Annotated in this window: 20 protein-coding genes; 8 read left to right on the top strand and 12 right to left on the bottom strand. The window is 73.4% G+C overall.

From position 1 onward, the window contains the following. Positions 1–2: 2 nt before the first annotated feature. A complete protein-coding gene (locus ACWCYY_RS30145) occupies positions 3–590 on the top strand; it encodes a cupin domain-containing protein (protein WP_449797821.1) in 588 nt (195 codons plus the stop codon). After that, positions 587–1798 (top strand): cytochrome P450, encoded by a 1212-nt coding sequence (locus ACWCYY_RS30150; protein WP_449797822.1) that lies wholly within the window; start codon positions 587–589, stop codon positions 1796–1798. Before ACWCYY_RS30145 ends, ACWCYY_RS30150 begins: the two co-directional genes overlap by 4 nt. Before the next feature lie 98 nt (positions 1799–1896). Here ACWCYY_RS30150 and ACWCYY_RS30155 read toward each other — a convergent pair whose 3' ends face one another. Both ACWCYY_RS30155 and ACWCYY_RS30160 read right to left on the bottom strand, forming a co-directional pair. After that, positions 1897–2484, bottom strand: coding sequence for a lytic polysaccharide monooxygenase auxiliary activity family 9 protein (locus tag ACWCYY_RS30155; protein ID WP_449797823.1), 588 nt, complete (start codon positions 2482–2484; stop codon positions 1897–1899). A gap of 237 nt (positions 2485–2721) precedes the next feature. Continuing rightward, the gene (locus ACWCYY_RS30160; protein WP_449797824.1) at positions 2722–3759 is read right to left on the bottom strand and encodes an NlpC/P60 family protein; all 1038 of its coding nucleotides are present in this window, start codon (positions 3757–3759) and stop codon (positions 2722–2724) included. A 148-nt stretch (positions 3760–3907) separates the two neighbouring features. Between ACWCYY_RS30160 and ACWCYY_RS30165 the strand changes: the two genes are divergently transcribed. Next, on the top strand, positions 3908–4438 hold the full coding sequence (locus ACWCYY_RS30165) for a GNAT family N-acetyltransferase (protein ID WP_345282999.1): 531 nt from the start codon (positions 3908–3910) through the stop codon (positions 4436–4438). Positions 4439–4499: 61 nt separating this feature from the next. Here the strand turns inward: ACWCYY_RS30165 and ACWCYY_RS30170 are convergent, their stop codons facing one another. Next, positions 4500–5441 (bottom strand): lipase family alpha/beta hydrolase, encoded by a 942-nt coding sequence (locus ACWCYY_RS30170; protein ID WP_449797825.1) that lies wholly within the window; start codon positions 5439–5441, stop codon positions 4500–4502. Positions 5442–5662: 221 nt separating this feature from the next. Here ACWCYY_RS30170 and ACWCYY_RS30175 point away from each other — a divergent pair, with 221 nt between their 5' ends. Then, positions 5663–6841: a PucR family transcriptional regulator gene (locus ACWCYY_RS30175; protein ID WP_449797826.1), complete on the top strand. Its 1179-nt coding sequence runs from the start codon at positions 5663–5665 to the stop codon at positions 6839–6841. Here ACWCYY_RS30175 and ACWCYY_RS30180 read toward each other — a convergent pair. The 3 genes from ACWCYY_RS30180 to ACWCYY_RS30190 all read right to left on the bottom strand — a co-directional run bounded on the left by ACWCYY_RS30180 (position 6822) and on the right by ACWCYY_RS30190 (position 10564). Next, positions 6822–7199 carry a hypothetical protein gene (locus ACWCYY_RS30180; protein ID WP_449797827.1) on the bottom strand — a complete coding sequence of 126 codons (378 nt, stop codon included), beginning with the start codon at positions 7197–7199 and terminating at the stop codon, positions 6822–6824. The two genes, ACWCYY_RS30175 and ACWCYY_RS30180, sit on opposite strands and share 20 nt — an antisense overlap. A 174-nt stretch (positions 7200–7373) precedes the next feature. Then, positions 7374–9011 carry an amidohydrolase gene (locus tag ACWCYY_RS30185; RefSeq protein ID WP_449797828.1) on the bottom strand — a complete coding sequence of 546 codons (1638 nt, stop codon included), beginning with the start codon at positions 9009–9011 and terminating at the stop codon, positions 7374–7376. Positions 9012–9109: 98 nt separating this feature from the next. After that, complete coding sequence (locus ACWCYY_RS30190) at positions 9110–10564, bottom strand: APC family permease (RefSeq protein ID WP_345283006.1); 1455 nt, start codon at positions 10562–10564, stop codon at positions 9110–9112. Between the two features lie 170 nt (positions 10565–10734). Between ACWCYY_RS30190 and ACWCYY_RS30195 the strand changes: the two genes are divergently transcribed. Together ACWCYY_RS30195 and ACWCYY_RS30200 are read left to right on the top strand one after the other, a co-directional pair. Further along, positions 10735–11442: a TetR/AcrR family transcriptional regulator gene (locus ACWCYY_RS30195; protein WP_345283008.1), complete on the top strand. Its 708-nt coding sequence runs from the start codon at positions 10735–10737 to the stop codon at positions 11440–11442. A gap of 107 nt (positions 11443–11549) precedes the next feature. Then, positions 11550–12344: a VOC family protein gene (locus tag ACWCYY_RS30200; RefSeq protein ID WP_345283010.1), complete on the top strand. Its 795-nt coding sequence runs from the start codon at positions 11550–11552 to the stop codon at positions 12342–12344. Positions 12345–12400: 56 nt separating this feature from the next. Here the strand turns inward: ACWCYY_RS30200 and ACWCYY_RS30205 are convergent, their stop codons facing one another. From ACWCYY_RS30205 to ACWCYY_RS30220, 4 genes are all read right to left on the bottom strand, one after another. Then, positions 12401–13969 (bottom strand): APC family permease, encoded by a 1569-nt coding sequence (locus tag ACWCYY_RS30205; RefSeq protein ID WP_345283012.1) that lies wholly within the window; start codon positions 13967–13969, stop codon positions 12401–12403. A 216-nt stretch (positions 13970–14185) separates the two neighbouring features. Continuing rightward, on the bottom strand, positions 14186–14680 hold the full coding sequence (locus ACWCYY_RS30210) for a hypothetical protein (RefSeq protein WP_449797829.1): 495 nt from the start codon (positions 14678–14680) through the stop codon (positions 14186–14188). Next, on the bottom strand, positions 14677–16284 hold the full coding sequence (locus tag ACWCYY_RS30215; protein ID WP_449797830.1) for an alpha/beta hydrolase: 1608 nt from the start codon (positions 16282–16284) through the stop codon (positions 14677–14679). Before ACWCYY_RS30215 ends, ACWCYY_RS30210 begins: the two co-directional genes overlap by 4 nt. After that, positions 16284–16583, bottom strand: a complete 300-nt coding sequence (locus ACWCYY_RS30220) for a WXG100 family type VII secretion target (RefSeq protein ID WP_345283018.1) — start codon at positions 16581–16583, stop codon at positions 16284–16286. The genes ACWCYY_RS30215 and ACWCYY_RS30220 overlap by 1 nt, the downstream gene beginning before the upstream one ends. A gap of 165 nt (positions 16584–16748) precedes the next feature. Here ACWCYY_RS30220 and ACWCYY_RS30225 point away from each other — a divergent pair, with 165 nt between their 5' ends. Beyond that, positions 16749–18152, top strand: a complete 1404-nt coding sequence (locus ACWCYY_RS30225) for an SWIM zinc finger family protein (protein ID WP_449797831.1) — start codon at positions 16749–16751, stop codon at positions 18150–18152. A 236-nt stretch (positions 18153–18388) separates the two neighbouring features. Further along, on the top strand, positions 18389–21010 hold the full coding sequence (locus ACWCYY_RS30230; protein ID WP_449797832.1) for a DUF6493 family protein: 2622 nt from the start codon (positions 18389–18391) through the stop codon (positions 21008–21010). Between the two features lie 19 nt (positions 21011–21029). Here ACWCYY_RS30230 and ACWCYY_RS30235 read toward each other — a convergent pair whose 3' ends face one another. Beyond that, a complete protein-coding gene (locus tag ACWCYY_RS30235) occupies positions 21030–21695 on the bottom strand; it encodes an alpha-ketoglutarate-dependent dioxygenase AlkB family protein (RefSeq protein ID WP_449797833.1) in 666 nt (221 codons plus the stop codon). A gap of 104 nt (positions 21696–21799) precedes the next feature. Beyond that, on the bottom strand, positions 21800–22135 hold the full coding sequence (locus ACWCYY_RS30240; protein WP_345283025.1) for a transglycosylase family protein: 336 nt from the start codon (positions 22133–22135) through the stop codon (positions 21800–21802). Positions 22136–22140: the final 5 nt, after the last annotated feature.

Raw genomic sequence — 22140 nt, forward strand, 5'->3', positions numbered from 1 at the left:
CCGTGACCTACCTCAACCCCCGGGACGGCCTGATCGTCCCGCCCGGCGGCGGCCGCACCGTGCACGCCGCCGCCCAGCAGGTCACCTTCAAGGTGACCGGCGCGCACTCGCTGGCCGCCTCCAGCTTCGAGGTGGTGGTGCCGCCCGGCTTCGACGTCGGCGCCCACGCGCACGGCCGCAGCGAGGAGCTCTTCCTGCTGCTGGACGGCGAGTTGGACGTGCTCGCCTTCGAACCCGAGGACCGCACCCCGCAGGACTGGCACGACTGGCGCTCCCCCGAGGGCGCCCGCTACCAGCGGGCGAAGGCCGGCACCGTGATCCTGGTCCCGCCCGGCTGCCCGCACGCCTTCGCCAACCCGACCGGCCGCCCGGCCCGGATGTTCTTCCAGGCCTCCCCGCCCCCGCACCACGAGCGCTACTTCGAGGAGCTGCTCGACCTGCTGAACGCGGACGGCGGCATCGACCACCAGGCGGTCGAGGCGCTGCGCCTGCGCTACGACATCCAGCAGCTCACCCCGCTGCGCCACACCCTTCCCACCGCCCTTCCCACCGCCCTTCCCACCGCTCTCCCCGCCGAGGCCCCCGCATGACCGAACTCCGCTGCCCCGTCGGCCAGGTGCACCCCTGGCCGGTCGACCACCTGCCCGAGCTGGCCTTCGACCCGCTGCTGCACCGCCTGCTGCGCGAGGAGCCGTTCGCCCGGGTCAAGCTGGCCTTCGGCGAGGGCGACGCCTGGCTCGCCACCCGCTACGAGGACGTCAAGGCGGTCTCCTCCGACCCGAGGTTCAGCCGGGCGCTCACCGTGGACCGGCCGATCACCAGCATGACCCCGCACACCGTGGCCCCGCCCGGCGGGGTCGGCCGGGCCGACCCGCCGGACCACACCCGGCTGCGCCGCCTCACCGCGCAGACCTTCCACCGCAAGCGGGTGGAGCACCTGCGGGCCGGCACCCAGCGGACCGCCGACGAACTGCTGGCCGCCATGCTCGACCAGGGCCCGCCGGCCGACCTCACCGAGGCGCTCACCGGCCCGCTCCCGGCCGCCGTCACGGCCGAGCTCATGGGCGTGCCGCCGGCCGACCTGCCGCTGCTGCAGGCCTGGCGGGCCGTCATCCTGTCCAGCGACCACACCGCCGCCGAGGCCGGTGCGGTCAAGGCCGAGATCGCGGGCTACTTCAAGGCGCTGGCCGCCCACCGCGCCGAACACCCGGGCGCGGACCTGTTCAGCGAACTGGTCGCCGCCCACGGCGCGGGTCAGCTCAGCCGGCCGGAGCTGATCTCGCTCTCGGTGATGATCGTCCTCAACGCGCTCGACCAGATCCGCAACCAGACCTCCACCATGGTCTACACCCTGCTCACCCACCCCGCCCAGCTCGCCGCACTGCGCGCCGACCTCACCCGACTCCCCGGCGCCGTCGAGGAGTTGCTGCGCTTCATCCCGCAGCGCAACGGCGTCGGGATGCCCCGGGTCGCCACCGAGGACGTGGAGGTCGGCGGCGTCCTGGTCCGGGCCGGGGAGGCGGTCTACGTCTCCTACCTGGCCGCCAACCGCGACCCCGGGGTCTACACCGACCCCGACGCGCTCGACCTGACCCGCGAGGAGTCGCCCAACCTGGCCTTCGGCCACGGCCCGCACTACTGCGTCGGCGCCGCGCTGACCCGGATGCACGCCGAGGTGGTCCTCTCCACCCTGCTCACCCGCCTCCCCGGCCTGCGCCTCGCCGTCCCGGCCGCCGAGGTCCGGTGGCTGCGCGGCACCGTCAACCGCGGCCCGGCCGCCCTGCCGGTCGCCTGGTAGGCCCGCCGCGGCCCCCGCGCACGGACGCGGACGTGCCCGCCCGCCCCCACCGGGGCGAGCGGGCACGTGCCGTCTGCCGTCTGCCGTCTGCCGTCGCGTCAGAACTGCACGTCCGTGCAGGAGTAGAACGCGTTGTTGGTGTCGTACACGTCCCAGACCGCGACCACCACGTGGTGACCGGTCCGGCCGGTCGGCAGGGTGCCGGTGTGGGTGGTGACGGCGGCGGGCTGCTTGCCGTTGTACGGGACGGTGAGGAAGGGGTTCAGGTCGAGGCTGGCCCGGGTGATCTTCTGGGTCGGGTCGTAGCCCTGCTTGGTGAGGTAGTACCGGAAGTTGGTGGTGGCGTGCCGGGCCTCGATGTTCCAGGTGAAGGTCTGCTGGGCGCCGCCCGTCACCTTGGTGGTCGGCCAGGCCCCGTTGCGGGGGTTGTCCAGCGGGGCCCAACGGGCGTCCGCCCCGGCGCAGATGGTGCCGTCGGCCGGTCCGCGCGACGGGAAGCCCTTCGGGCCCTCGACGCTCTGCGGCTCCCACTGGATGTCGCCGCAGTTCTTGACCACGCCCGAGCCGCAGAGTGCGGCGCGGCTCGGCGGGAGGTTGACGAAGCCGTGCGACTGGGCCGGGACGGCCATCCCGATCGGGACGGCGAGCGCGGCGACGGCCGCGCCGACGATGGTACGCGTGCGCATGGTGCTCCTCCGTGGGGGTGGATGGAGAGGTGCGCCGAACGCAGGCGGCGGCACGGTGCACGTGGGGGTGCACCGCCGCGGGCCACAGCGACCACAGCCGCTCATTGGCATGCCTGCGCCAGGTGTGAGCACACCGTAGGCACCGGGCCGCCCGGGCGTCAATGGTCCAGACCAGCATCCCAGAGCAGTGCAACTACCCTGTGGAAAAGTCCAGTTGTCACACCGTCAGATCCGGGCTCACGGCCGCCGGATGGTGTTGATCTCGATGGCGTCCACCTTCATGACCTTCACCACGTCCCCCGCCCGCGGCGCGTGCACCACCTTGCCGTCGCCGATGTACATCCCCACGTGCGAGCGGTTCGCCTTGTAGATCACCAGGTCGCCCGGCTGCGCGTTGTGCCAGTCCCGGCCCACCGCGGTCCCCACCGTGGCCTGTTCCTGCGAGGTCCGCGGCAGCGCCACCCCGGCCTTGGCGTAGGCGTAGACCATCAGTCCCGAGCAGTCGAAGGTGGCCGTACCGGACGCGCCCCAGGAGTAGGGCTTCCCCTGCTGGTCCAGGGCCGTGCGCACGGCGGCGGCCGCGTTCCCGCTCGCCTGCGGCAGGGTGGACGGGTCGATCCGGCTCGCGCTCCGGGACGCCGCGGCGCCGTCCTCCCCACGCACGATGGCGGCCCGGTCGGCGGCACTCAGGGTGGAGAGCAGCCGCTGCGCCTCCTGGAGCTTCTGCTGCACCTCGCCCTTGGCGCCGTTCAACAGCTGGGTGGAGCGGTCCAGTTCACCGAGCACCACCGCGGCCTCCTGCTTCTGCTGGTCCAGCCGGAGCTGCTCCGCGCGCAGGGCCCGCAGCACGCCCGCCTGGGTGCTCGCCACCTGGTCCGCCGAGGAGGCCCGCGACAGGTAGGCGTCCGGGTCGGAGGAGAACATCAACTGCACCGTCGGGTCCACCCCGCCGTGCCGGTACTCCTCCCCCGCCACCGCCGCCAGCCCCGAGGCCAGCTCCGCCGCCCGCTCCTGGCCCCGGGCGATCTGGTCCTGCAACTGGCCGCCCTGCTTGCGCAGTTGGTCGGCCCGCTCCTTCGCACCGTTGTACTTCTCGGCCGCCTCCTCCTGCTCCGACAGCAGCCGGTCGACCTGCGCCTTCACCTGGTCCTTGCCCGCCGGCGCCGCATGGGCCGCCCCGGCCTGGGCCGACAGCGCCACCGCGGTGGCGGCAGCGGCGGTCAGCACCGAGGTGTGCGCACGGCTGGGGCGCCGAGGGTGTCGGTGGGAGGCCATGGTGAGGCTCCTTCGTCGGGGCGAAGATCGAACAAGGATCGAACGTACCCATCCCGACAGCACCGTGTCCACGCCGTGACCTGTGAACTGCCCTTTAGGGCACACCTGCTGAGCACTCCGCGACCTCGTCCGTGCTTGGCTGTCCCGCGTGACCCCCGACCTCCGCCACCACACCGCCCTCACGCCCGCAGCCCGCCAGGCCCTGCTGGAGGCGTACGCCGACGTCCGCGCCCCGCTGCTGCACCTGCCGAACTACGCGCTCCCCGCCTTCACCGAGCGCCTGGAGCGCCATGCCGCCTCGCCGGGCTTCGAGCTCGTCCTCGCCCACGCCGCCGGAGTGACGGCCGGCTACGCCTACGGCACCTCCGTCGACGCCGCCGACCCGTACTGGCGGCGGATGGCCGACCCGCTCCCGCCGGGCTTCACCGACACCCCCGTGCTGGCCCTGCGCGAGATCGGCGTCCGCACGCCCTGGCGCGGCACCGGCACCGCCCGCCGCCTTCACGACTCCCTGCTGGCCGCCCGTCCCGAGGCCCGCGTCACCCTGATGGTGAACCCCCTGGCCGGCGAGGGCCGGGTCCTGCGCCTCTACGAGTCCTGGGGCTACCGCGAGTTCAACGCCCAGCCGGCCACCGCGGACTCGCCGCGGCTGGCCGTCATGGTGCGCCCGACCCGCTGAGCGGGCCGGTGGACCGGGCGGGGGCGGCCCGGGGTCTGAGCCGCCCCCGCCCGACGGCCCGTCAGACGATCGGGCCGGTCAGGGGGAGGACCACCTTGCACGGGACGGGGCGCGGGTGGGCCGGATCGAGGGCGTTGAGGACGTGGGTGAGGGTGATGGGGTCGTAGGCGATCTCGGTGTGGTCGGCGGCGTCCAGCGGGCAGGCGTCCTGGAGGGTGATGTTGGTGACGCCGGGGCCGTCGAGGAAGCCCGAGGTGTAGGGGGTGACCACCTCGTCGAACTTGGTGGCGATCACGGTGTAGCGGACCCCGGGGACGGTGTCGCCACCGGAGTTGAGGTCCGTGATGAACGGGGAGCCCACCTCCTGGTCCACGCAGGCGGGGCAGGCCGGGCCGAGCAGGAAGGCGTTGGCGGGCTCCAGCAGGCCGAGGGTGGAGGCCAGCGTGGCGATGCCGTCCAGGGTGGTGCCGTGGTTGCTCGGGGCGATGCCGACCAGGGCGTTGACCTTGGCCGCGCCGCCCAGGTACTTGAGGTAGTAGCGCGGCATCATGCCGCCCTGCGAGTGGCCGACCAGGTCGACCTTGGCCGCGCCCGTCGCGGCCCGCACCCGGTCCACGAAGGCGGCCAGCTGGCCGGCGCTCTGTGCGACCGGGCCGGTCCCCTGGATCGGATTGCCCTCTGCGGCACCGTAGTTGAAGGAGAAGACGCAGTAGCCGTTGTTCGCCAGCAGCGGCGCCGCACCTCCCCAGTTGTCGTTCTGGTTCTCGAAGGTGCCGTGCACCAGCACCACCGGCGCCGGGTGCGCCGCACCCGGGCGGCAGCCCCAGTCGTTCGCGCCGTCCGCCGCCTTGCCGGGCTGGAGGAAGCCCTTCAGGAAGCCGACCGTGAAGTTGGTCTCCACCGGCCGCTGTCCGGCCGCCGTGGCGGTGCCGCCGCCCGCAGCCAGGGCGAACGCGGCGGCCACCGCGGCCGCGAGCACACGGGGCCTCAGAACTCTGATCACAGGACGTCCCTCTCCGGGGGTGGGGGAATACCGGAACACGCCGCTCCCGACGGAGCGTCAGAGGTGGTAACTCCACGAGGAGCTGGACGGTGACGCTACGAGCGGGTAACAAGCGGGTCAACGGAAGCGACACGGCACCGGGGAAGTTCGCGCGCGGATGCCAGGAAACACGGCGGCGCCCCCGCAGAAACTGTCACCGGAACACAGGAGGAGCGGCCCGCATGAGCGAGAGCGACAGCACCACCGGACCCGCCTTCCCCGCCGCCCTGGTGGCCGAGGTGCGGCGCGAGATCGGGTCGATCACCACCGAGGCGATCCGCGAGATCCGCCGCCAGGTGACGGAGTACGACCGACCGCTGGCGGGCAACTTCGGCACCGGCATCCACCAGGGCGTGGCCACCGCACTCGCCGACTTCGCCGACCTGCTGGCCGGCGGCAGCCCGTCGCCGCAGGAGCGGGCCGACCGGGCCCGGGTCTACCGGGCGCTCGGGCGCGGCGAGTTGGCCGAGGGCCGGTCGTTGGACGCACTCCAGGCCGCCTACCGGATCGGCGCCCGGGTGGTCTGGCAGCGGGTGGCCCGGATCGCCCAGCGGACCGGCGCGGGCCCCGCCCAGATGGCGGTGCTGGCCGAGACCGCCTTCACCCACATCGAACGGATCGCGGCCACCTCGGTGGAGGGCTACGCCGAGGCCCGGCACGACGAGACCGGCTCCCTCGGGCACCGGCGCCACCGCCTGCTGTCCGCCCTGACCGGCGGGGCACCCTGGCCGGAGGTGGAGCGGGCCGCGACGGTGGCCGAGTGGCCGCTGCCCTCCGAGGTGGCCGCCGTCGCACTGGCCCCGGGCCGGGGCACCGACCGCCGCTGGCTGCCGGACGAGGTCCTGGCGGACCTCAACTCCCCCGCCCCGTACCTGATCTGGCCCGACCCGGCCTCCGGCGCCCCGCCCGAACGGCTGATGGACGGGCGGGACGCGGTGGTCGGGCCGTCGGTGCCGACGGAGCTGGCCGCCGAGTCGCTGCGCTGGGCCCGGCTGGTGCGGCAGCGCCACGGCGCCGGACGGCCCGTCAGCTGCGAGCGGATGCTGCCCGAGCTGCTCCTGCTGGCCGACGAACCGCTGGTGCGGTTGATGGCCCACCGCCGACTGGCCCCACTGGCCGGGCTGACGCCCCGCCAGGCGGAGCGGCTCGGCTCCACCCTGCTGGCCTGGCTCCAGGGCGGCCACGGCAGCGCCGCCGACCTGGCCGCCAGGCTCGGCGTCCACCCGCAGACGGCACGTCAACGCCTGCACCGGCTGCAGGAGTTGTTCGGCCCGCAGCTGGACGACCCGGACGCCCGGTTCGAGCTGGAGGCCGCGCTGCGGCTGCGCGCCCTGCGGGCGGTCAGCGGTACAGGAACTTGACCGAGCGCAGCTTCAGCCGGTCCGCGGTGGCGATCCCGTGCGGGCGCAGGCTGCGGGAGTCCCCCGCGCAGACCGCGTCCTCGAAGACCAGGGTCCACCAGTCGGTGTCGTTGCGCGGCCCGAAGGCGGGCTGGGAGCTGGCCGGGTCGGCGGCCTCCTCGATGGTGATGCAGACGTCGGCGGTGGGGTTCTGCATGCTGCGGGTCATCACCTGGCCGTCCGGGCCGCCGTACCGGTAGGTGAAACTGCCGGTGGCGACCTGGACGGCCCGGGCCTCGGTGGCGAAGGGAGCGGTGGTGAGCACGGCGGTGACGGCGAGGGCGCCGCACGCGGCGCCGAGGGTGTGCCAAGGGCGCACGGGGATCTCGTCTCCTCGGGAAGGAACGGTTCACCGCACTTCTACCGCCGCGCGCCCCGGACGGCGTACGCCCCGCGCCCGAGCGGCGTACGCGTCACCCGTCGGGACCACGGCCACCCGGCGCAACGCCGCGCCCGAGGTCACGCCGCCCCCGAGGTCACACCGCCCCCGGCGTCACTCCGCCGCGAAGACCAGCTTCCCGCCGACGTAGGTCCGCTCCACCCGGGCCTCGGCGATCTCGGCCGCCGGGCGGGCGAACAGGTCGCGGTCCAGCACCACCAGGTCGGCCAGCAGGCCCTCCTGGAGCGAGCCGGCCTCGTCGCAGCCGTTCACGTGCGCCGAGCCCGCCGTGTACGCGGCCAGCGCGGTGTTCAGGTCCAGGCGCTGCTCGGGCAGGAAGACCCGCTCGTCCTCGGTGCCCGGCTCCATCCGGTTGACCGCCACGTGGATGCCCGCCAGCGGGTCCGGGCTGGAGACCGGCCAGTCGCTGCCGGCCACCAGGGTGGCCCCGGCCCGCAGCAGGTCGCCGAACGGGTACTGCCAGGCGGCGCGCTCCGGGCCGAGGAACGGGATGGTGAGCTCGTCCATCTGCGGCTCGTGGGCGGCCCAGAGCGGCTGCAGGTTGGCGAGCGCGCCGAGCGGGGCGAAGCGGCCGAGGTCCTGCGGGTGCACCACCTGGAGGTGGGCCAGGTGGTGGCGGTTGCCGCGCTGGCCGTTGGCGGCCAGCGCCGCTTCCACCGCGTCCAGCGCCTCGCGGACGGCGCGGTCGCCGAGGGCGTGGAAGTGCACCTGGAAGTCGAGCGCGTCGAGCGCGGTGACGTACTCGCGCAGCGCCTCCGGGTCGACGAAGCTGAGGCCGGAGTTGGCGGTGGCGCAGCCGCAGCCGTCCAGGTAGGGGGTGGTCATCGCGGCGGTGAAGTTCTCCGCGATGCCGTCCTGCATGATCTTGACCGACCAGGGCCGGAACCGGCCGTGGGTCAACTCCTCCCGCCGTTGCACCAGTTCGGCGATCTGCTCGGCGCCGCGCTCGCGGTCCCACCAGAGCGCGCCGCGCACCCGGGCGGTCAGCGCGCCGGAGCGGGCGGCGGCCAGGTAGGCGTCGGAGGGGTCGGGCTGGCCGTTGAAGACGCCGAGCAGGGCGTCCTGCCAGCCCGTGATGCCGAGCGAGTGCAGCAGCTCCTGGGCGCGGAGCAGCCCGGCCAGCCGGTCGGCGGCGGTGGTCGGCGGGACGAGCTTGGCGACCAGGGCGGTGGCGCCCTCCTGGAGCACCCCGTTCGGGGTGCCGTCGGCGTCCCGCTCGATCCGGCCGTCCGCCGGGTCGGGGGTGTCCGCCGTGACCCCGGCCAGCTCCAGCGCGCGGGTGTTGGCCCAGGCTCCGTGGTGGTCGCGGTTGACCAGGTAGACCGGGCGGTCCGGGACCACCGAGTCGAGCAGCTGACGGCTCGGCAGCCCGCCCTCGAAGCTCTCCATCGACCAGCCGCTGCCGGTGATCCACTCCCGCCCGGGGTGGGCCTCGGCGAAGGCGCGGATCCGCTCCAGGTAGTCCGCCACGCCGACCGTGCCGCTCAGGTCGCACTCGCCGAGCTCGGTGCCGCCGAACACCGCGTGGATGTGCGAGTCCTGGAAGCCGGGGATCAGCAACTTGCCCTTCAGGTCCACCACTTCGGTGCGCGGGCCGATCAGCTCGCGGATCTCGTGGTGGCCGACGGCGGTGATCCGCTCGCCGGTGACGGCGAGGCCGGTGGCCCGGGTGCGGGCGGCGTCGGCGGTGAACACCGGGCCGCCGGTGAAGACCAGGTCGGCATGGGTCATGAGGAGTGCTCCTGACACGTCGTTCGATGTGTTTCGTGCGAGATGCGGTTGGTACGGTACGGGCCGGCCGGGCCGCGACGGCCCCGGCCGGTCCGTGGTCAGCCCTGGGGCAGCAGGTCGGCGCTGTCCGCGTCGGTGCCCCGGCCGGTGGTGAAGTAGGGGGACTTGCGCACCCACTTGGCCCAGGCCGCGGCCACCAGCCCGCTGAGGATCATCAGCGTCGGGGTGAGCAGCTGGAACCAGCCGTTGGCCGCGTTGACCTCGAAGTGGTCCGCCGAGTCCCAGAAGCTCCAGGCCAGGTACCCGCCGACGGCGAGCAGCGCGGCCGCGCCGAGCAGCGGCGCGACCACCACCCGCAGACCGGTCAGCGGCTCGGTGCGCAGCAGCCCGCGGAAGCGGACGGCGGCGGCCAGGGCGGTGAGCGCGTAGTAGAGCACCACCACGATGCCGATCGCGTTCACGGCCGCGCCGATCAGGTCGGTGACGGTCGGGATCACCAGCGAGAGCAGCGCGATCGCCGAGGCGATCACCACCAGGAGCACGGTGCCCAGCGCCGGGGTGCCGTACTTGGGGTGGATGCGGGTCCAGACCGGGCCCAGGGTGCGGTCGCGGCCCATCGCGAAGGTGCCGCGGGCGGTCGGGATGACGGAGGCCTGCAGGGAGGCCACCGCCGACAGGGTGAGCGCGATCAGCGGCAGTGCGGCCAGCGGCTGGCTCGCCAGCTTCTCGCCGAAGTAGGTCAGGCCCTGGGCGCCGTTGTCGGCCAGCTCGTCCAGCGGGAGCACCCGCTGGAAGGCGGTGCCGGCCAGCAGGAAGAGCAGCAGCATCATCACCAGCGCGATGATCCCGCCGCGCGAGGCGTCCTTGGGGTCGTGGGTCTCCTCGGCCACGGTGAAGACCGACTCGAAGCCCCAGTAGCAGAAGACCGCCAGCACCATGCCCTGGGCCAGCGCGCCCATGGTCGGGATGGCGAAGGGGTTGAACCACTCCAGCGAGAACGGCTGGTCGCCGGCGAACAGCCCGTACCCGCAGAAGCCCAGCAGCACCAGGTACTCGAAGGCCAGCAGGTACTTCTGCAGCCGGGCCGCCAGGCCGAGGCCGCGGACCGCGATCACGGTGGCGCCGGCCAGCACGACCAGGCCGATCAGGGTGGTCTGCAGGGTGGAGTCCGGGTCCAGGTGCAGCCCGCCCACGCTCTCCACCCCGGCCTTGCCGGCCAGCTGGATCAGCGCGGAGCCGGTGACGGCCACCGTGTACGACATGAAGACGACCGTGCCGACGGTGTTCACCCAGCCGGTCAGGAAGCCCAGCCACGGGTTGAGGGTGCGGCCGACCCAGGTGTAGGCGTTGCCCGCGTTGGGCTCGACCCGGTTCAGCCGGCCGTACGCCACCGCGATGCCGAGCACCGGCAGGAAGGCGAGCAGCATGATCGCCGGCAGGTGCAGGCCGACCACACCGGCGGTCAGGCCGAGCCCGATGCCGATGCTGGAGGTGGCCGCCGTACTGGAGGCGGCGATGGCCACCCCGTCGACCATCCCGATGGACTTCTTCATCACAGGAGCCGGAGCGGGGGTTCTTACCCCGTCCTTCGCAGTCGCGCCCAACAGACCACCGCCTTGACCAGGGGGCCTTCCGTCGGCCCCGGGTGCGCACATGAAACTCCGGCCCCATTCTCACGTCAATGCCGTTGTCATAAGAACGGGCCGCGCCTAGGCTCCGAAGCATGAGTGAACGCGTGGTGCGCGAACCCGACCGGCGCCGCCGCCGGCCCACCAAGACCGGCACGGTCCTCTCCGAGCAGGTCATCGTGGAGACGGCCCTGCGCCTCCTCGGCCAGCACGGCGCCGAGGCCCTGACGGTCCGTCGGCTGGGCGCCGCCCTCGGCGCCGACCCGAGCGCCCTCTACCGCTACTTCCACTCCACCGACGACCTGGTGGTGGCGATCACCGACGAGCTGATCGCCCGGGCCCAGGCCGGCGCCGAACCGACCGGCGACTGGCAGGCGGACCTGCGCGAGATCGGCCTGCGGATCCAGCGCGCCTACCGCACCCACCCGCAGGCCGCCGCCCTCTCCGCCGCCCGCACCACCGGCCGCCAGCACGAGATCCGGGCCGTGGAGTCGATCCTCGGCATCCTGCGCGGGGCCGGCTTCCCCGACCCCGAGGCCGTCCGGCTCTACCACGTCTTCGTCGACCAGAGCCTGGCCTTCGCCGCCCTGGACGCCGCCGTGGAGGCCCTCCCGGCCCCCGCCCGGGCCGCCGACTCCGCCGTCTGGACCACCCGCTACGCCACCCTGGACGCCGACACCCACCCCAACATCGCGGCCACCACCCCCCTGCTGATCGCCGAGATGAACCGCTCCGCCTACCCGCTCGCCCTCGACCTCCTCCTCGACTCCTTCGCCGCCCGCCTGCGCGGGCACTCCGGCTGACCCCGCCTGCCCCGTCCGACGGACCGTCGGCGCGCGGTTGTCAGTGGCCCTGATTAGCGTGACGTGGGACACACCATCCACCTCCCCGCGAGAGACGAGTCAGTGCCATGACCGCATTCACCGAAGGTTCGCCGTGCTGGACCGACGCGATGTTCGCCGACGTGGAGGGCGCCAAGGCCTTCTACGGCGAGGTGCTCGGCTGGACCTTCGCCGAGGCCTCCTCCGAGTACGGCGGCTACACGCAGGCGTACTCGGGCGGCAAGGCGGTGGCCGCCGTGGTGCCGCCGATGCCGGGCCAGGAGGGCCACTCCGCCTGGTGCCTGTACCTCTCCTCGCCGGATGCCTCGGCCACCGCGGCGAAGATCAAGGAGGCCGGCGGCCAGGTGCTGATGGAGCCGATGCAGGTCGGCGACTTCGGGACGATGGCCATCGCCTCCGACCCGGGCGGCGCCGTCTTCGGCGTCTGGCAGGGCGGCGTCCACCAGGGCTTCGAGAAGGTCAACGAGCCCGGCGCGTTCTGTTGGGCCGAGGTCTTCACGCGCGAGCCGGAGAAGGCCGACGCGTTCTTCCCCGCGGTCTTCCCGTACAACGTGAAGACCATGGCGGACGAGCACGTCGACTTCCGCACCTACAACCTCTCCGGTGGCCCGGCGCTCGGCCGGATGAGGATGGGCGAGGAGTTCCCGCCCCAGGTCCCGGCGTACGTCAACGTCTACTTCGCCGTACCGGACTGCGACGAGGCCGTGGAGAAGGCCAAGAAGCTCGGCGCCACCCTCCAGTTCGGCCCGATGACCAGCCCGTTCGGCCGCTTCGCCTCCCTGACGGACCCGCAGGGGGCGAACTTCTCGGTGATCGACCTGGCCACCGTCGAGGGCGAGATGCCCGACCTGACCGACGTCTGACGGTACGACAGGAGGGCGGGGCGGCCACTCGGCCGCCCCGCCCTCCCGCACGTGCGTCACTCCGGCAGGACCAGCGCCGGGGTCTCCTTGGTGAGCACCTCGCCGCGGAAGAAGGCGGGGCTGCGCTTCATCATCACCAGCATCACCAGCACGCCCACACCCAGCACGCCGACGCCGATCACGAAGACCGAACCGATCCCGAAGACCGAGCTGCCGCTGCCGTAGTCCGTGCTGTACATGTCCTTCAGGCTCTGCAGGAAGATCCCGGTCAGGATCAGCCCGCCGGTGACCGGGAAGACCACCTTGAGCACCGCGTCGCGCACCGAGCGGGTGAAGTCCCTGCGGAAATACCAGGCGCAGGCGAAGGCGGTCAGCGAGTAGTAGAAGCAGATCATCAGGGTCAGCGCCGCGATGGTGTCGGTCAGCACGTTCTCGCTGATCAGCGTCATCACCGTGTAGAAGACACCGGTTCCCACGCCCGCCGTGACGATCGCCCGGCCCGGCGTGCCGTACTTGCGGTTGACCTCGGTGAAGGACGACGGCAGCGCCTCGTAGACGCTCATCGCCAGCACCGTGCGGCTGACCGGGATGAAGGTGGTCTGCAGGCTGGCGGCCGCCGAGGCGAGCACCGCGACGAAGAGCAGCACGCCCAGCGTCGGCCCCATCACCGGACCGGCCAGCGCACGGAACACATTGGACGAGGTCTCCGGGTTGCCGAGCCCGGTGCCGGTCTCGCCGACGCCCGCGTACATCTGCACCGCGACGGCGGTGAACAGGTACGACCCGACCAGCACCACCATGGCCAGCATGGCCGCCCGCCCCGGGGTCTTCTCGCTCCCGCCGGTCTCCTCGTTGGCGCTCAGGCAGGCGTCCCAGCCCCAGTACATGAAGAGCGAGAGCGACAGCCCGGCGATGAACGCCGACCAGGAGGAGGCCTGGAAGGGGTCGAGCCAGCTCCAGGAGAAGTCCAGCGAGCCCGGCACGTCACCGGAGACGGCCTTGGAGATCGCCATCACCGCGAACACCGCCAGCACCGTGAGCTGCAGCCCGACCAGCGCGTACTGCACGCCCTTGGTGGCCGTCATGCCCCGGTAACTGATCGCGGTGGCGACCGCGATCAGCGCCAGGCAGGTCAGCACGTGGGCCGCCTTGTTGTCGTTCAGTCCGGCCAGCCAGTCACTCCCGGTGACCTCGCCCAGCAGGATGTAGAAGTACTCCGTGGCGACGCCGGCCAGGTTGGAGAGCACGATGATGGTCGCCACCACCAGCCCCCAGCCGCACATCCAGCCCACCTTCGGACCGAAGGCCTTCACCGTCCAGGTGAACGAGGTGCCGCTGTCCGGGACGGCCTTGTTGAGCTCCCGGTACGCGAAGGCGACCAGCATCATCGGCAGGAACCCGGCCAGGAAGAGCGCGGGCATCTGCAGGCCGACCGCCGCCACCGTGGTCCCGAGGGTGGTGGTGAGGCAGTAGACCGGAGCCACCGTCGAGACCCCGATGACGGAGTTCCCGAGCAGGCCGACCGAGTTGCTGTTGAGCCCCTTGGAACGGACGCCCTTTGCGGCGTCAGCTCCGCCGGCCGCCGCGCTGCGGCCGGTCGCGGGCTTGGAGTCGAGCTGAACCATGCCCCGACCGTACGTTGAACTGTTTCCGCAGCTCAGGGGCGCGAGGGTGACGAACCGTGACATGGATCGTGCGCCCCTGATTCAACTTTCACCAATGATTACCAGACATCAGAACCAAAGGATCATCGAATCAGAGGCGCACAGCTGGTTCGTCAGGGCAACGAAACCCGCACCGTTACCAAATCCGGGGTGTGCGCACCACCTCTGTGATCTGCCTCACGCGGCCGGCAGTCGGAAGCAGGACGAGCTCACACGGAAGATCACTCGCTTGCGCTCGCTCAACGCCTGCGCCCAGACCGCCACCGTCTTCTCCGGGTTCTTCACCCAGACCTCCAGATCGGTGTGCGTGGTGTCCCACTGCTCCCCGGCCCCGATCCAACCGGCCGCCTTGAGCTGGTCGCGCACCCGCTCGACCGCCTGGTTCAGCCCCGCCGGGTCGAGGCCGTCCACCTGCCAGAAGTGGATGGCGCTGCGAACCTGCCTGTCGCTCTGCCCCTCGCACTGGGAGAAGTTCACCTCGTTCCCCTGCTCGCGCGAACCGGTCACCCCGAGCAACTGGTACACCTGCTCGGAGACCCGCTCCAACTCGGCCTTGATCTGGATCTCGGGGGCGATGCGCAACGACGTGTCCTTCTCGGAGCCCGCGGTGAGTCCGCAGGAGGTCAGCAGGGTCAGGGCGAGGACGGCGACGACCGTCCGGAGGGGCCTCACGGTGCGCTCCCCCACTCCAGCTGCACGTCGCGGTAGTTACCGGCGACGATCGAGGCCTGGTTGTCCAGCGAGCTGTGCGGCTTCCCGTTGTCGTCCCAGTAGCTGCTGTGCCCGCTGTTTCCCTCGGTGGTGATCCGGTTGGCCCCGAACTCCTCCGAGGTCGGCGTGTTCGGCAGGTCGAACCAGCCGTCGCTCCGCCCGTGCCCGAGCCCGCCGACCGAGGGCACCGGGTCCCAGTCCGCCTCGGCGGCCCAGACGTGCCGGGGGTCGATGTTCAGGTCCCGGGCGTAGGGGACGTGCATGCCGGGGCTGCCCGCCACCACGATGTCGTCCACCGCCAGACCGTTGCCGTTCTTCGCCGCCTCGCCGACCACCACCGAACCGTAGCTGTGGCCGATCACCGTGGTGTGCCGCGACGTGCCGGGGTCGTGGGTGGTGCCGAGGCTGTCGATGTAGCTGTCGAGCTTCGGTGCGCCGTCCTCGGCGTAGTTGTTGAACGGCGCGTCCTTGACGATGTCGTCGGGGGCGTCGTAGCCGAGCCACATGATGGTGGCGGTGTCACCGGTGTTGCTCTTCTGGTCGGCGGCGCGCTGGAGGTCGCGCATCTTGTCCATGTAGCCGTTCATGTCGCCCAGGTCGACAGTGGTGCCTGGCACGAAGACGGCGGTGTTCTTCGCGGTGTCCGGGTTGCCGAAGGACACGATCGCCTTGCCGTCGTCCTTGGGGTCGAAGCCGAGCAGGAACACGTCCTTGCCCTTGGCCTCCTCCTGGTCCATCCGGTTCCGCAGGTCCAGCATCTGCTGGTAGTTGTGGCCGCCCGGGCCCGCCAGGTCGAGCTGGCGCTCCAGGTTCTCCCGGTTGCCCAGGTCGCGCACCTCGCTGCTGATGCCGTTGAGGTTGCCGATCTCGCCCGGGTAGAGCGCCAGGTACTCGCGCTGCTGCTGGGGCGAGAGCCCCGCCCACCACTTGGCGTTGGCGGTCGGGTCGTCCGAGGTCGGGACCACCGGGCCGAGGCCCAGCTGCGAGCGCATGGCGTTGATGTCGTTGGCCACCTCGCCCTGTGCCTTGGCCGGGTCCGCCGTGACGACGTCCCCGTTCAGGCTGCCGAGGGCCACCGCGCCGTCGGCGCTGGCCCGCTCGGCCTTCTGCACGGCCGCGTCGATCCGCTGCCGGAACTCACCGAGCCGGGCGTTCTGCTGACGGTTGATCTCCTGGTAGTCCGGGTCGTTCCGGTAGGCCGGGTCCAGCTGCGGCCCGGTGACCGAACCGTCGTCCCCGACCCGGTAGTTGTTGCTCTCCGCCTCCGAGACGGCGGCCCGCAGCTCCTGCTGGGCCTCGGACATCCGCCGGTGCACGGTGTCCAGCACCACCGCGATCGCGGTGGCCTCGGCGTTCACGATGCCCAACTGCTGCTCGGCCTTGTCCAGTTCGCCCCTGGCGGCGCCGGCGGCCGGGCTCTGCCAGTTCAGCAGCGGGCCCGCCGCCTGCGAACGGTGGCGCTGCTGCGCCTCCCCCGCGGACTCGCCCAGCTTGCGCCAGGAGGAGGCGGCCTCCTCCAGGTCCCCGAAGTTCTGCCGCAGCAGCAGCGCGAAGCTCTCCGCCATCAGGACACCCGCCCGAAGCGGCTGGCCTCGCGGCGCTCGGTGCCCTCGTAGTCGTCGGCGTTGGTCCGCAGACCGTCCGCGTTCTTCTCCAGCAGCGCGTGCAGGCCGGTCAGCGCGGTGCGCCAACTCTCCGAGACCTGGCTCAGCCCTCCCGAGACCGACCACCCGGCCGTGGAGGCCGCCGCGTCGCCCGCGTCCCGGACCGCCCGGTCCGAGGCCGGGCGCAGTTCGCCGCTGACATCGGAGATCACCTGCGCGGATGCGCGCAGGTCCTCCGGCTTCACTTCGATCGATGACAAGGTCCGCCCCCGCGGTACGTACGTCTGCACTCGGTCAACAGTGGGCGACACCTTATTGAACGGACCGCCCGTCCGCGATCCACTCCGACGAACCGTCACCCAGCTGGGACGGACCGCACACGACGCACCGCCGACACTGTCAGTCCGAGCCCCTAACGTGCACTCATGACGCAAGCCGTACTGGCGTACGCCTACCGCCACCCCTCCGCCGTACTGGCCGCCCCCGACGGGCCGCGGCTCGCCCTGGCCACCTCCGGCGGCACCGGTCCGCTCGGCGCCACGGCCCACCCGCACTTCTTCACCGGCTCCCTCGCCTCCCCCGCCGCCGCGGCCGCCGGCCTGCTCGCGGTGGCCGACGTGGCCGCCACCCGCTACCACCAGCCCCAGCGCCCGGTGGTGCTCGACCCGGTGGTCACGGCCAACGGCGACCGGCTGCGCTTCGAGTCCTTCTCCGCCTGCTGCGGGGTGTACGCCCGGCTGGACGTGACGGCTGAGGGCCTGGACGGGGCCGAGCCCGGCCACGGCACCACCAACGTGGACGTGAACCACCCGCTGCGCGAGGCGCTGAGCCGGATCGGTTCCGCCGAGGCGCTCCGACTCTCGGTCGGCTCCGAGGAGTTGACGGTCACCGGCCCCGAGGGCCCGCTGCTGGAGAAGAAGGTGCCGCTGCCCGAGCGCTGGGTCCGCGGTTTCGCCGAGACCCAGGTGGTGGCCGCCGGTTTCGACCTGCGGGCCGAGCTGCCGGCCGCCGAGGCGGTGCGGTTCCTCCGCTCGCTGCCGCGCGGTGGTGAGAGCGCCAACGGCCGTTCCGGCAGCCGGACTCCGGTCGGCTGGGTCGTCCCCGGCCCGGGCGGCCGGACACTGCGCCCCGCCACCCGCCCCGCGCCGGGAGCCGTCTGCCTCCCCGGCCCCGAGCGCCTGAGCACCCTCCACCGGGTGCTCCGGCACGCCCTCGCCCTCCGGGTGTACGGGCCGCCGGTCACCGTGGGGGCCGCGCCCACCGCCTCCGCCTGGGAGGTGGCGCTGCCCACCGGCATGCGGCTCACCCTCACCCTCTCGCCCGACGTCGCGCGCGGCTTCTCCGGTGAGGGCGGGGTGCTCACCGCCCTCACTGCCGGGCAGTCGGCGGCCGACGCGGACCTGGTCTCGGTGCTGCTCGCCTGGGAGCCTCGGATCGATCCCGCCGAGCTGGCCCGGGAGTCCGGGCTGCCGGTGGAGCGGGTGCGGGCCGCGCTGGTCCGGCTCGGCACGGCCGGCCAGGTCGGCTACGACACCGCCGAAGCCTCCCACTTCCACCGCCAACTCCCCTACCACGCAGGGCGGGCGGAGGCCGACAACCCACGCCTTCGGGCCGCCCGGGCGCTGGTCGCCGCCGGCGCCGTCCACCGCTCCGGGTCGATCGCCACCGTCACCGTGGACGACCACGAGCAACGCGTCCGGATCACCGAGGACGGCCGCCTCACCTGTACCTGCCTCTGGTGGGCCAGGTACCGCGGCGACCGCGGCCCCTGCAAGCACGCCCTCGCCGTCACCCTCACCACCACCCCCGAGACGCAGCCGGCCCGCTGAGGGCCCACCAGGGCCCTCAGGGGCGCGAGGAACTGCGCGAATCGGAAGACACAGACCCGCCTGCCGGGTACGGACAGCCACCTGCAAGTGAGTCTCCGCCCCCGGCACACGGCAAGCCTCCTTCCGCAGCGCGCAGTTCCCCGCGCCCCCGGTGTGACCACCACCCCGCCGCCTCCCCGATCTCCGCCTCCCCGAAGCCCCGCAGCCTCGATCCCGCCCCGAGAAGGACCACCCCGATGAGCCTCGCCGACGACCTCCGGGCCGGCCGCACCCCCGCCGTCAGCGCCGCCGTGCTCCCCCTCACCACAGCTCAACGCCGCGCCCTCCTCCCCGAGTTGAAGGCCCTGCGCCAGGAGCTCCGGGACGACTGGCGACTGCGCTCGACGGCCGCCCCGGCCCTGATGGTCGCTGGCGCGGTCTGCCACTCGGCCCCCTCCCAGGCCGCCGCCTGGCTCCGCGCCGCCGAGTTCGAGGGCGCCACCGACTGGCACCGCCCGGCGCTGCGCCGCCTGATCGACGCCCAGCCCGACACCTGGCGGGCCGAGGTGGCAGCCCGGCTGGCCGAGCACCGCCGCCGCCGCGTCGGCTGGGGCTTCTCCGTCACGTTCCAGGTCACCGAGTACCTGGTGCGCACCACCGGCTGCCCGCTACCGCTCACCGATTCCCTGGTCCTCAACTGGGCCGAGGACCGCTCCCTCCCCCTGCCCCGCCCGGACCTGCCCGGCCGCCTCCCGGTCGGCACCGGCCTTCACGCCCGGCTGCGGGCCGACTCCTTCACTCCGCTGCTCGCCCCGCTGATGTTCGAAGTCGCAGGCACCGCAAGGGTCCTGGAGAACAGCTGGAGCGGCCAGCCCGAGTCCGACCGCTGGCCCGCCGCCCTGGCCCGGCTCGCCTCCGAGGGCGTCCTGGACCGCGCCGCCCTGGTCTCCCGGGTGCTGGCCCGCCTGCTGCGCGGCGGCCGCACCATCGAACTCCGGCCCGTCCTGGCCACCTTGACCGTCCTCGCCCCGACTCCGGCCGAGCTGGCCGCCGAGGCCCGCACCCTGCTGGGCCTGCTGGACGGCCCCTCCACGGTGGCCGGCTGGGCCCAGCAGGCCCTGATCGAGCTGGACGCCACCGGCGCCCTCGACCCGGAGGCGGCCACCGAGGCCTCCCGCACCGTGCTGTTCCGCGCCGAGAAGAAGCTGGTCAAGGCCCAACTCTCCTGGCTGGACCGGACGGCGAAGCAGGACCCGGCCCGAGCCGGTGCCGTCCTGCTCGCCGCCTCGGACGCCTACGGGCACCCCGACCGCACCCTCCAGGAGCAGGCCCTCAAGCTGACCGCCCGCCACCTCAAGGCCGCCGACGACCGGACCATCACCGAACTCCGCTCCACCGCAGCCCAGTTGGACCAAGCCCACCACGCGGCCGCCGCCGACCTGCTCGGCCTCGCCACCCCTCCCCCCGACAGCACCGACTACCGCGAGCAGCTTCCGCCCGCCCCGACACCCCGTCCGCTCCCCGCTCCGGTCGGCGGCCCCGCCGAGGCCGCCGAGGAGCTCTCGGCGGCCCTGTCCGGGCAGCCCGGCGTCGCCGGGTTCGAACGCGCCCTGGACGGCCTGGTCCGCTGGGCCTGGCTGGACGCCCCCGGGCTCGCCGAGGCCCTCGCCCCGGTCCTGGCCGCCGCCCCCTACCGCGACCTGCGCTTCGTCGCCGAAGCCGCCACCGGGCAGCGCACCGCCGCCGAGGTCGAGTCCTGGCGGGAGGCCGAGCACTCCCCGCTCCGGCACGGGCGCACCCACCCCTTCCCGGCCCAGCGGGCCCTGCGGCTGGAGGAGGCGGCCCGCCAACTCCTCGGCGAGCGCGTCCCGTTCCTGCTCGCCACCCCGACCCTGGAGACCGGAGTGCTCGACCCGGCCGTCCTGGCCGAGCGCCTCGCCCGCTACGAGGAGCTGGGCCTCACCCCCGGCCCCGCCGACTACGGCCAGGCCCTGCTCCGGGCGGCACCCGCCACCGCGCAGGCGCTCGCCGCCGCCGGGAAGCTCCGCTCCCCGCACGGGCTCCGGTACGCCGGCTGGCTGCGCGGCGGCGGCCTGCCGCACCAGCCGGTCACCGTCCGGCAGAGCAGCACCGGCAGCGCCTCCTGGCGCCACGCCACCTACCGCCTCGCCGTCCAGCCCGGGATCGACCCGGACGCGCTGCTCCCCGACATCGCCCCGGGCACACCGACCCTGCCCTCCCACATCGTCCGACTGCTGGGCCCGTCCGAGGAGTTGGAGCGCTACGGCTGGGCCCCCGCGCCGAGCGCGCACACGATCGCCGTCCTGCCCGGCCACCGCGAGGAGTTGGCCTCCCGCCTGCTGCGCCACTTCACCGACCTCGGCGGCCACCACGTCACCGGCGACGGGGTCCGGGTGCTGCCCTACCTGGCCGAGGCCGACGGCCCGGCGGGCCCGGCCGTCCACCTGGCCCTGGCCCACGGCCTCGGCGCCCCGCGCCCCGAGGACCGCACCGCCGCCGTCGACGCCCTGCTGGTGCTGGCCGCCCGGGGGGACCTCGCCCCGGACCTGCTCGGCCGGGAGTCCGCCGAGCTGATCCGCGAGGGCTCGGTCAAGCCCACGCGCCTGGCCCGGGCCCTGAGCGCCGCCGCCGAGACCGGCGCGTACCGCACCGTCTGGACGGTCCTGGCCGCCGCCCTCCCCGCCCTGCTCGAAGCCGAACCCCCGCGCGGCACGGCCGACTTGATCGCCCTGGCCGCCGACTGCGTCCGCCGCTGCGGCCCCTCCGGCCTCGACCTGCCCGCCCTGGCCGGCCTCGCCGCCCGCCCCGGCACCACCAAGCTGCTCCAGGAGGCCCGCGCCCTGCACGCCCTCCTCTGAGCGGAGAACCGCCGCTCCGTCAGTCCTCCAGCCCCGACTGACGGAGCGTCACGTTCAGCCGTCCGGTCAGCCCGAGCGCCGGATCCGCCGTCCCCGGGAGGGTGCGCGGCACCCCGTGGTAGGCGAACCGCATCGGCCCGCCGAAGACCAGCAGGTCACCGCTGCGCAGCTCGACGTCGGTCCAAGGTCTGGTCCTGGTCTCGGTGTTGCCCATCCGGAAGACGCAGCTGTCACCGAGCGAGAGCGAGACCACGGGCGCGTCCGCCCGTTCCTCCTTGTCCTGGTGCAGGCCCATGTGGCTGCCGTGCGCGTAGTGGTTGACCACCGCGATGTCCGGCCGGTACCCGACCGCCCCGGCGATCTCCGCCACCCCGTCCCCGTACGCGTCGGCCACCGCCCGCAGCCCCAACTCCCCCAGCAGCGGCGGGAACGGCTTCACCGGCGCCCCGTCCCCGTCCACGACCGTGCGGACGTAGCGGTACGGGTACCAGTGCCAGCCCATCGAGAACGAACGCACCGACATCTCGCCGCCGGCCGGCATCCGCACCGTGCGCATCCCGGCCGGCGGGCGGGCCCACTCCCGACAGGCCTCGACCAGCGCACGCTGCTCCTCGGGGCCGAGCCAGTCCGGCAGGTGCACCACACCGGGGGCGACGACGGACCGCTCGCGCGGGAAGAGCTCCATGCCCCCATCCTCGCAGCCCGCGGCTCGCCGCGGCATGCCGCGCCGCACCGCACCCTCCGGCCGCCCAACGGTCCAGCAGTCCAGCGGTTCAGCGGTTCAGCGGTTCAGCGGATCAGCCCCAACTCCCGTGCGCACTGCGGCCAGGCGCTCCACCCCTGCCGCCGCTGGATCTCCTGAGCCACGGCTATCTGGTGGCGGCGCGGTGCGAGGTCGGGTCGCTCGGCGTAGCGCAGGCCGCCCGTCTCCTGCCAGGTGGGCTGCCAGATCTGGAGGCCGCCGTAGAAGCCGTTGCCGGTGTTGGCGTGCCAGTCGCCGTCGCTCTCGCAGTCGGCCAGCCGCTGCCAGGTGGCGTCCGGGACGGCGGCGGCCCCCGCCGGGGTGGCGGTGGCCAGCGGGAGCAGCGCGGTGCTCAGGGCGAGCAGGACCATCGGTCGCATCATGGGCC

The sequence above is a fragment of the Kitasatospora sp. NPDC001664 genome (assembly GCF_053596675.1).

Excerpts from the sequence above, each read along its gene's own strand:
- ACWCYY_RS30235 (WP_449797833.1), bottom strand. The coding sequence starts at position 21,695 with ATGGAGCTCTTCCCGCGCGAGCGGTCCGTCGTCGCCCCCGGTGTGGTG.
- ACWCYY_RS30150 (WP_449797822.1), top strand. The coding sequence starts at position 587 with ATGACCGAACTCCGCTGCCCCGTCGGCCAGGTGCACCCCTGGCCGGTC.
- ACWCYY_RS30225 (WP_449797831.1), top strand. The coding sequence starts at position 16,749 with ATGACGCAAGCCGTACTGGCGTACGCCTACCGCCACCCCTCCGCCGTA.
- ACWCYY_RS30195 (WP_345283008.1), top strand. The coding sequence starts at position 10,735 with ATGAGTGAACGCGTGGTGCGCGAACCCGACCGGCGCCGCCGCCGGCCC.
- ACWCYY_RS30230 (WP_449797832.1), top strand. The coding sequence starts at position 18,389 with ATGAGCCTCGCCGACGACCTCCGGGCCGGCCGCACCCCCGCCGTCAGC.
- ACWCYY_RS30205 (WP_345283012.1), bottom strand. The coding sequence starts at position 13,969 with ATGGTTCAGCTCGACTCCAAGCCCGCGACCGGCCGCAGCGCGGCGGCC.
- ACWCYY_RS30185 (WP_449797828.1), bottom strand. The coding sequence starts at position 9,011 with ATGACCCATGCCGACCTGGTCTTCACCGGCGGCCCGGTGTTCACCGCC.
- ACWCYY_RS30190 (WP_345283006.1), bottom strand. The coding sequence starts at position 10,564 with ATGAAGAAGTCCATCGGGATGGTCGACGGGGTGGCCATCGCCGCCTCC.
- ACWCYY_RS30240 (WP_345283025.1), bottom strand. The coding sequence starts at position 22,135 with ATGATGCGACCGATGGTCCTGCTCGCCCTGAGCACCGCGCTGCTCCCG.
- ACWCYY_RS30155 (WP_449797823.1), bottom strand. The coding sequence starts at position 2,484 with ATGCGCACGCGTACCATCGTCGGCGCGGCCGTCGCCGCGCTCGCCGTC.
- ACWCYY_RS30175 (WP_449797826.1), top strand. The coding sequence starts at position 5,663 with ATGAGCGAGAGCGACAGCACCACCGGACCCGCCTTCCCCGCCGCCCTG.
- ACWCYY_RS30200 (WP_345283010.1), top strand. The coding sequence starts at position 11,550 with ATGACCGCATTCACCGAAGGTTCGCCGTGCTGGACCGACGCGATGTTC.
- ACWCYY_RS30160 (WP_449797824.1), bottom strand. The coding sequence starts at position 3,759 with ATGGCCTCCCACCGACACCCTCGGCGCCCCAGCCGTGCGCACACCTCG.
- ACWCYY_RS30215 (WP_449797830.1), bottom strand. The coding sequence starts at position 16,284 with ATGGCGGAGAGCTTCGCGCTGCTGCTGCGGCAGAACTTCGGGGACCTG.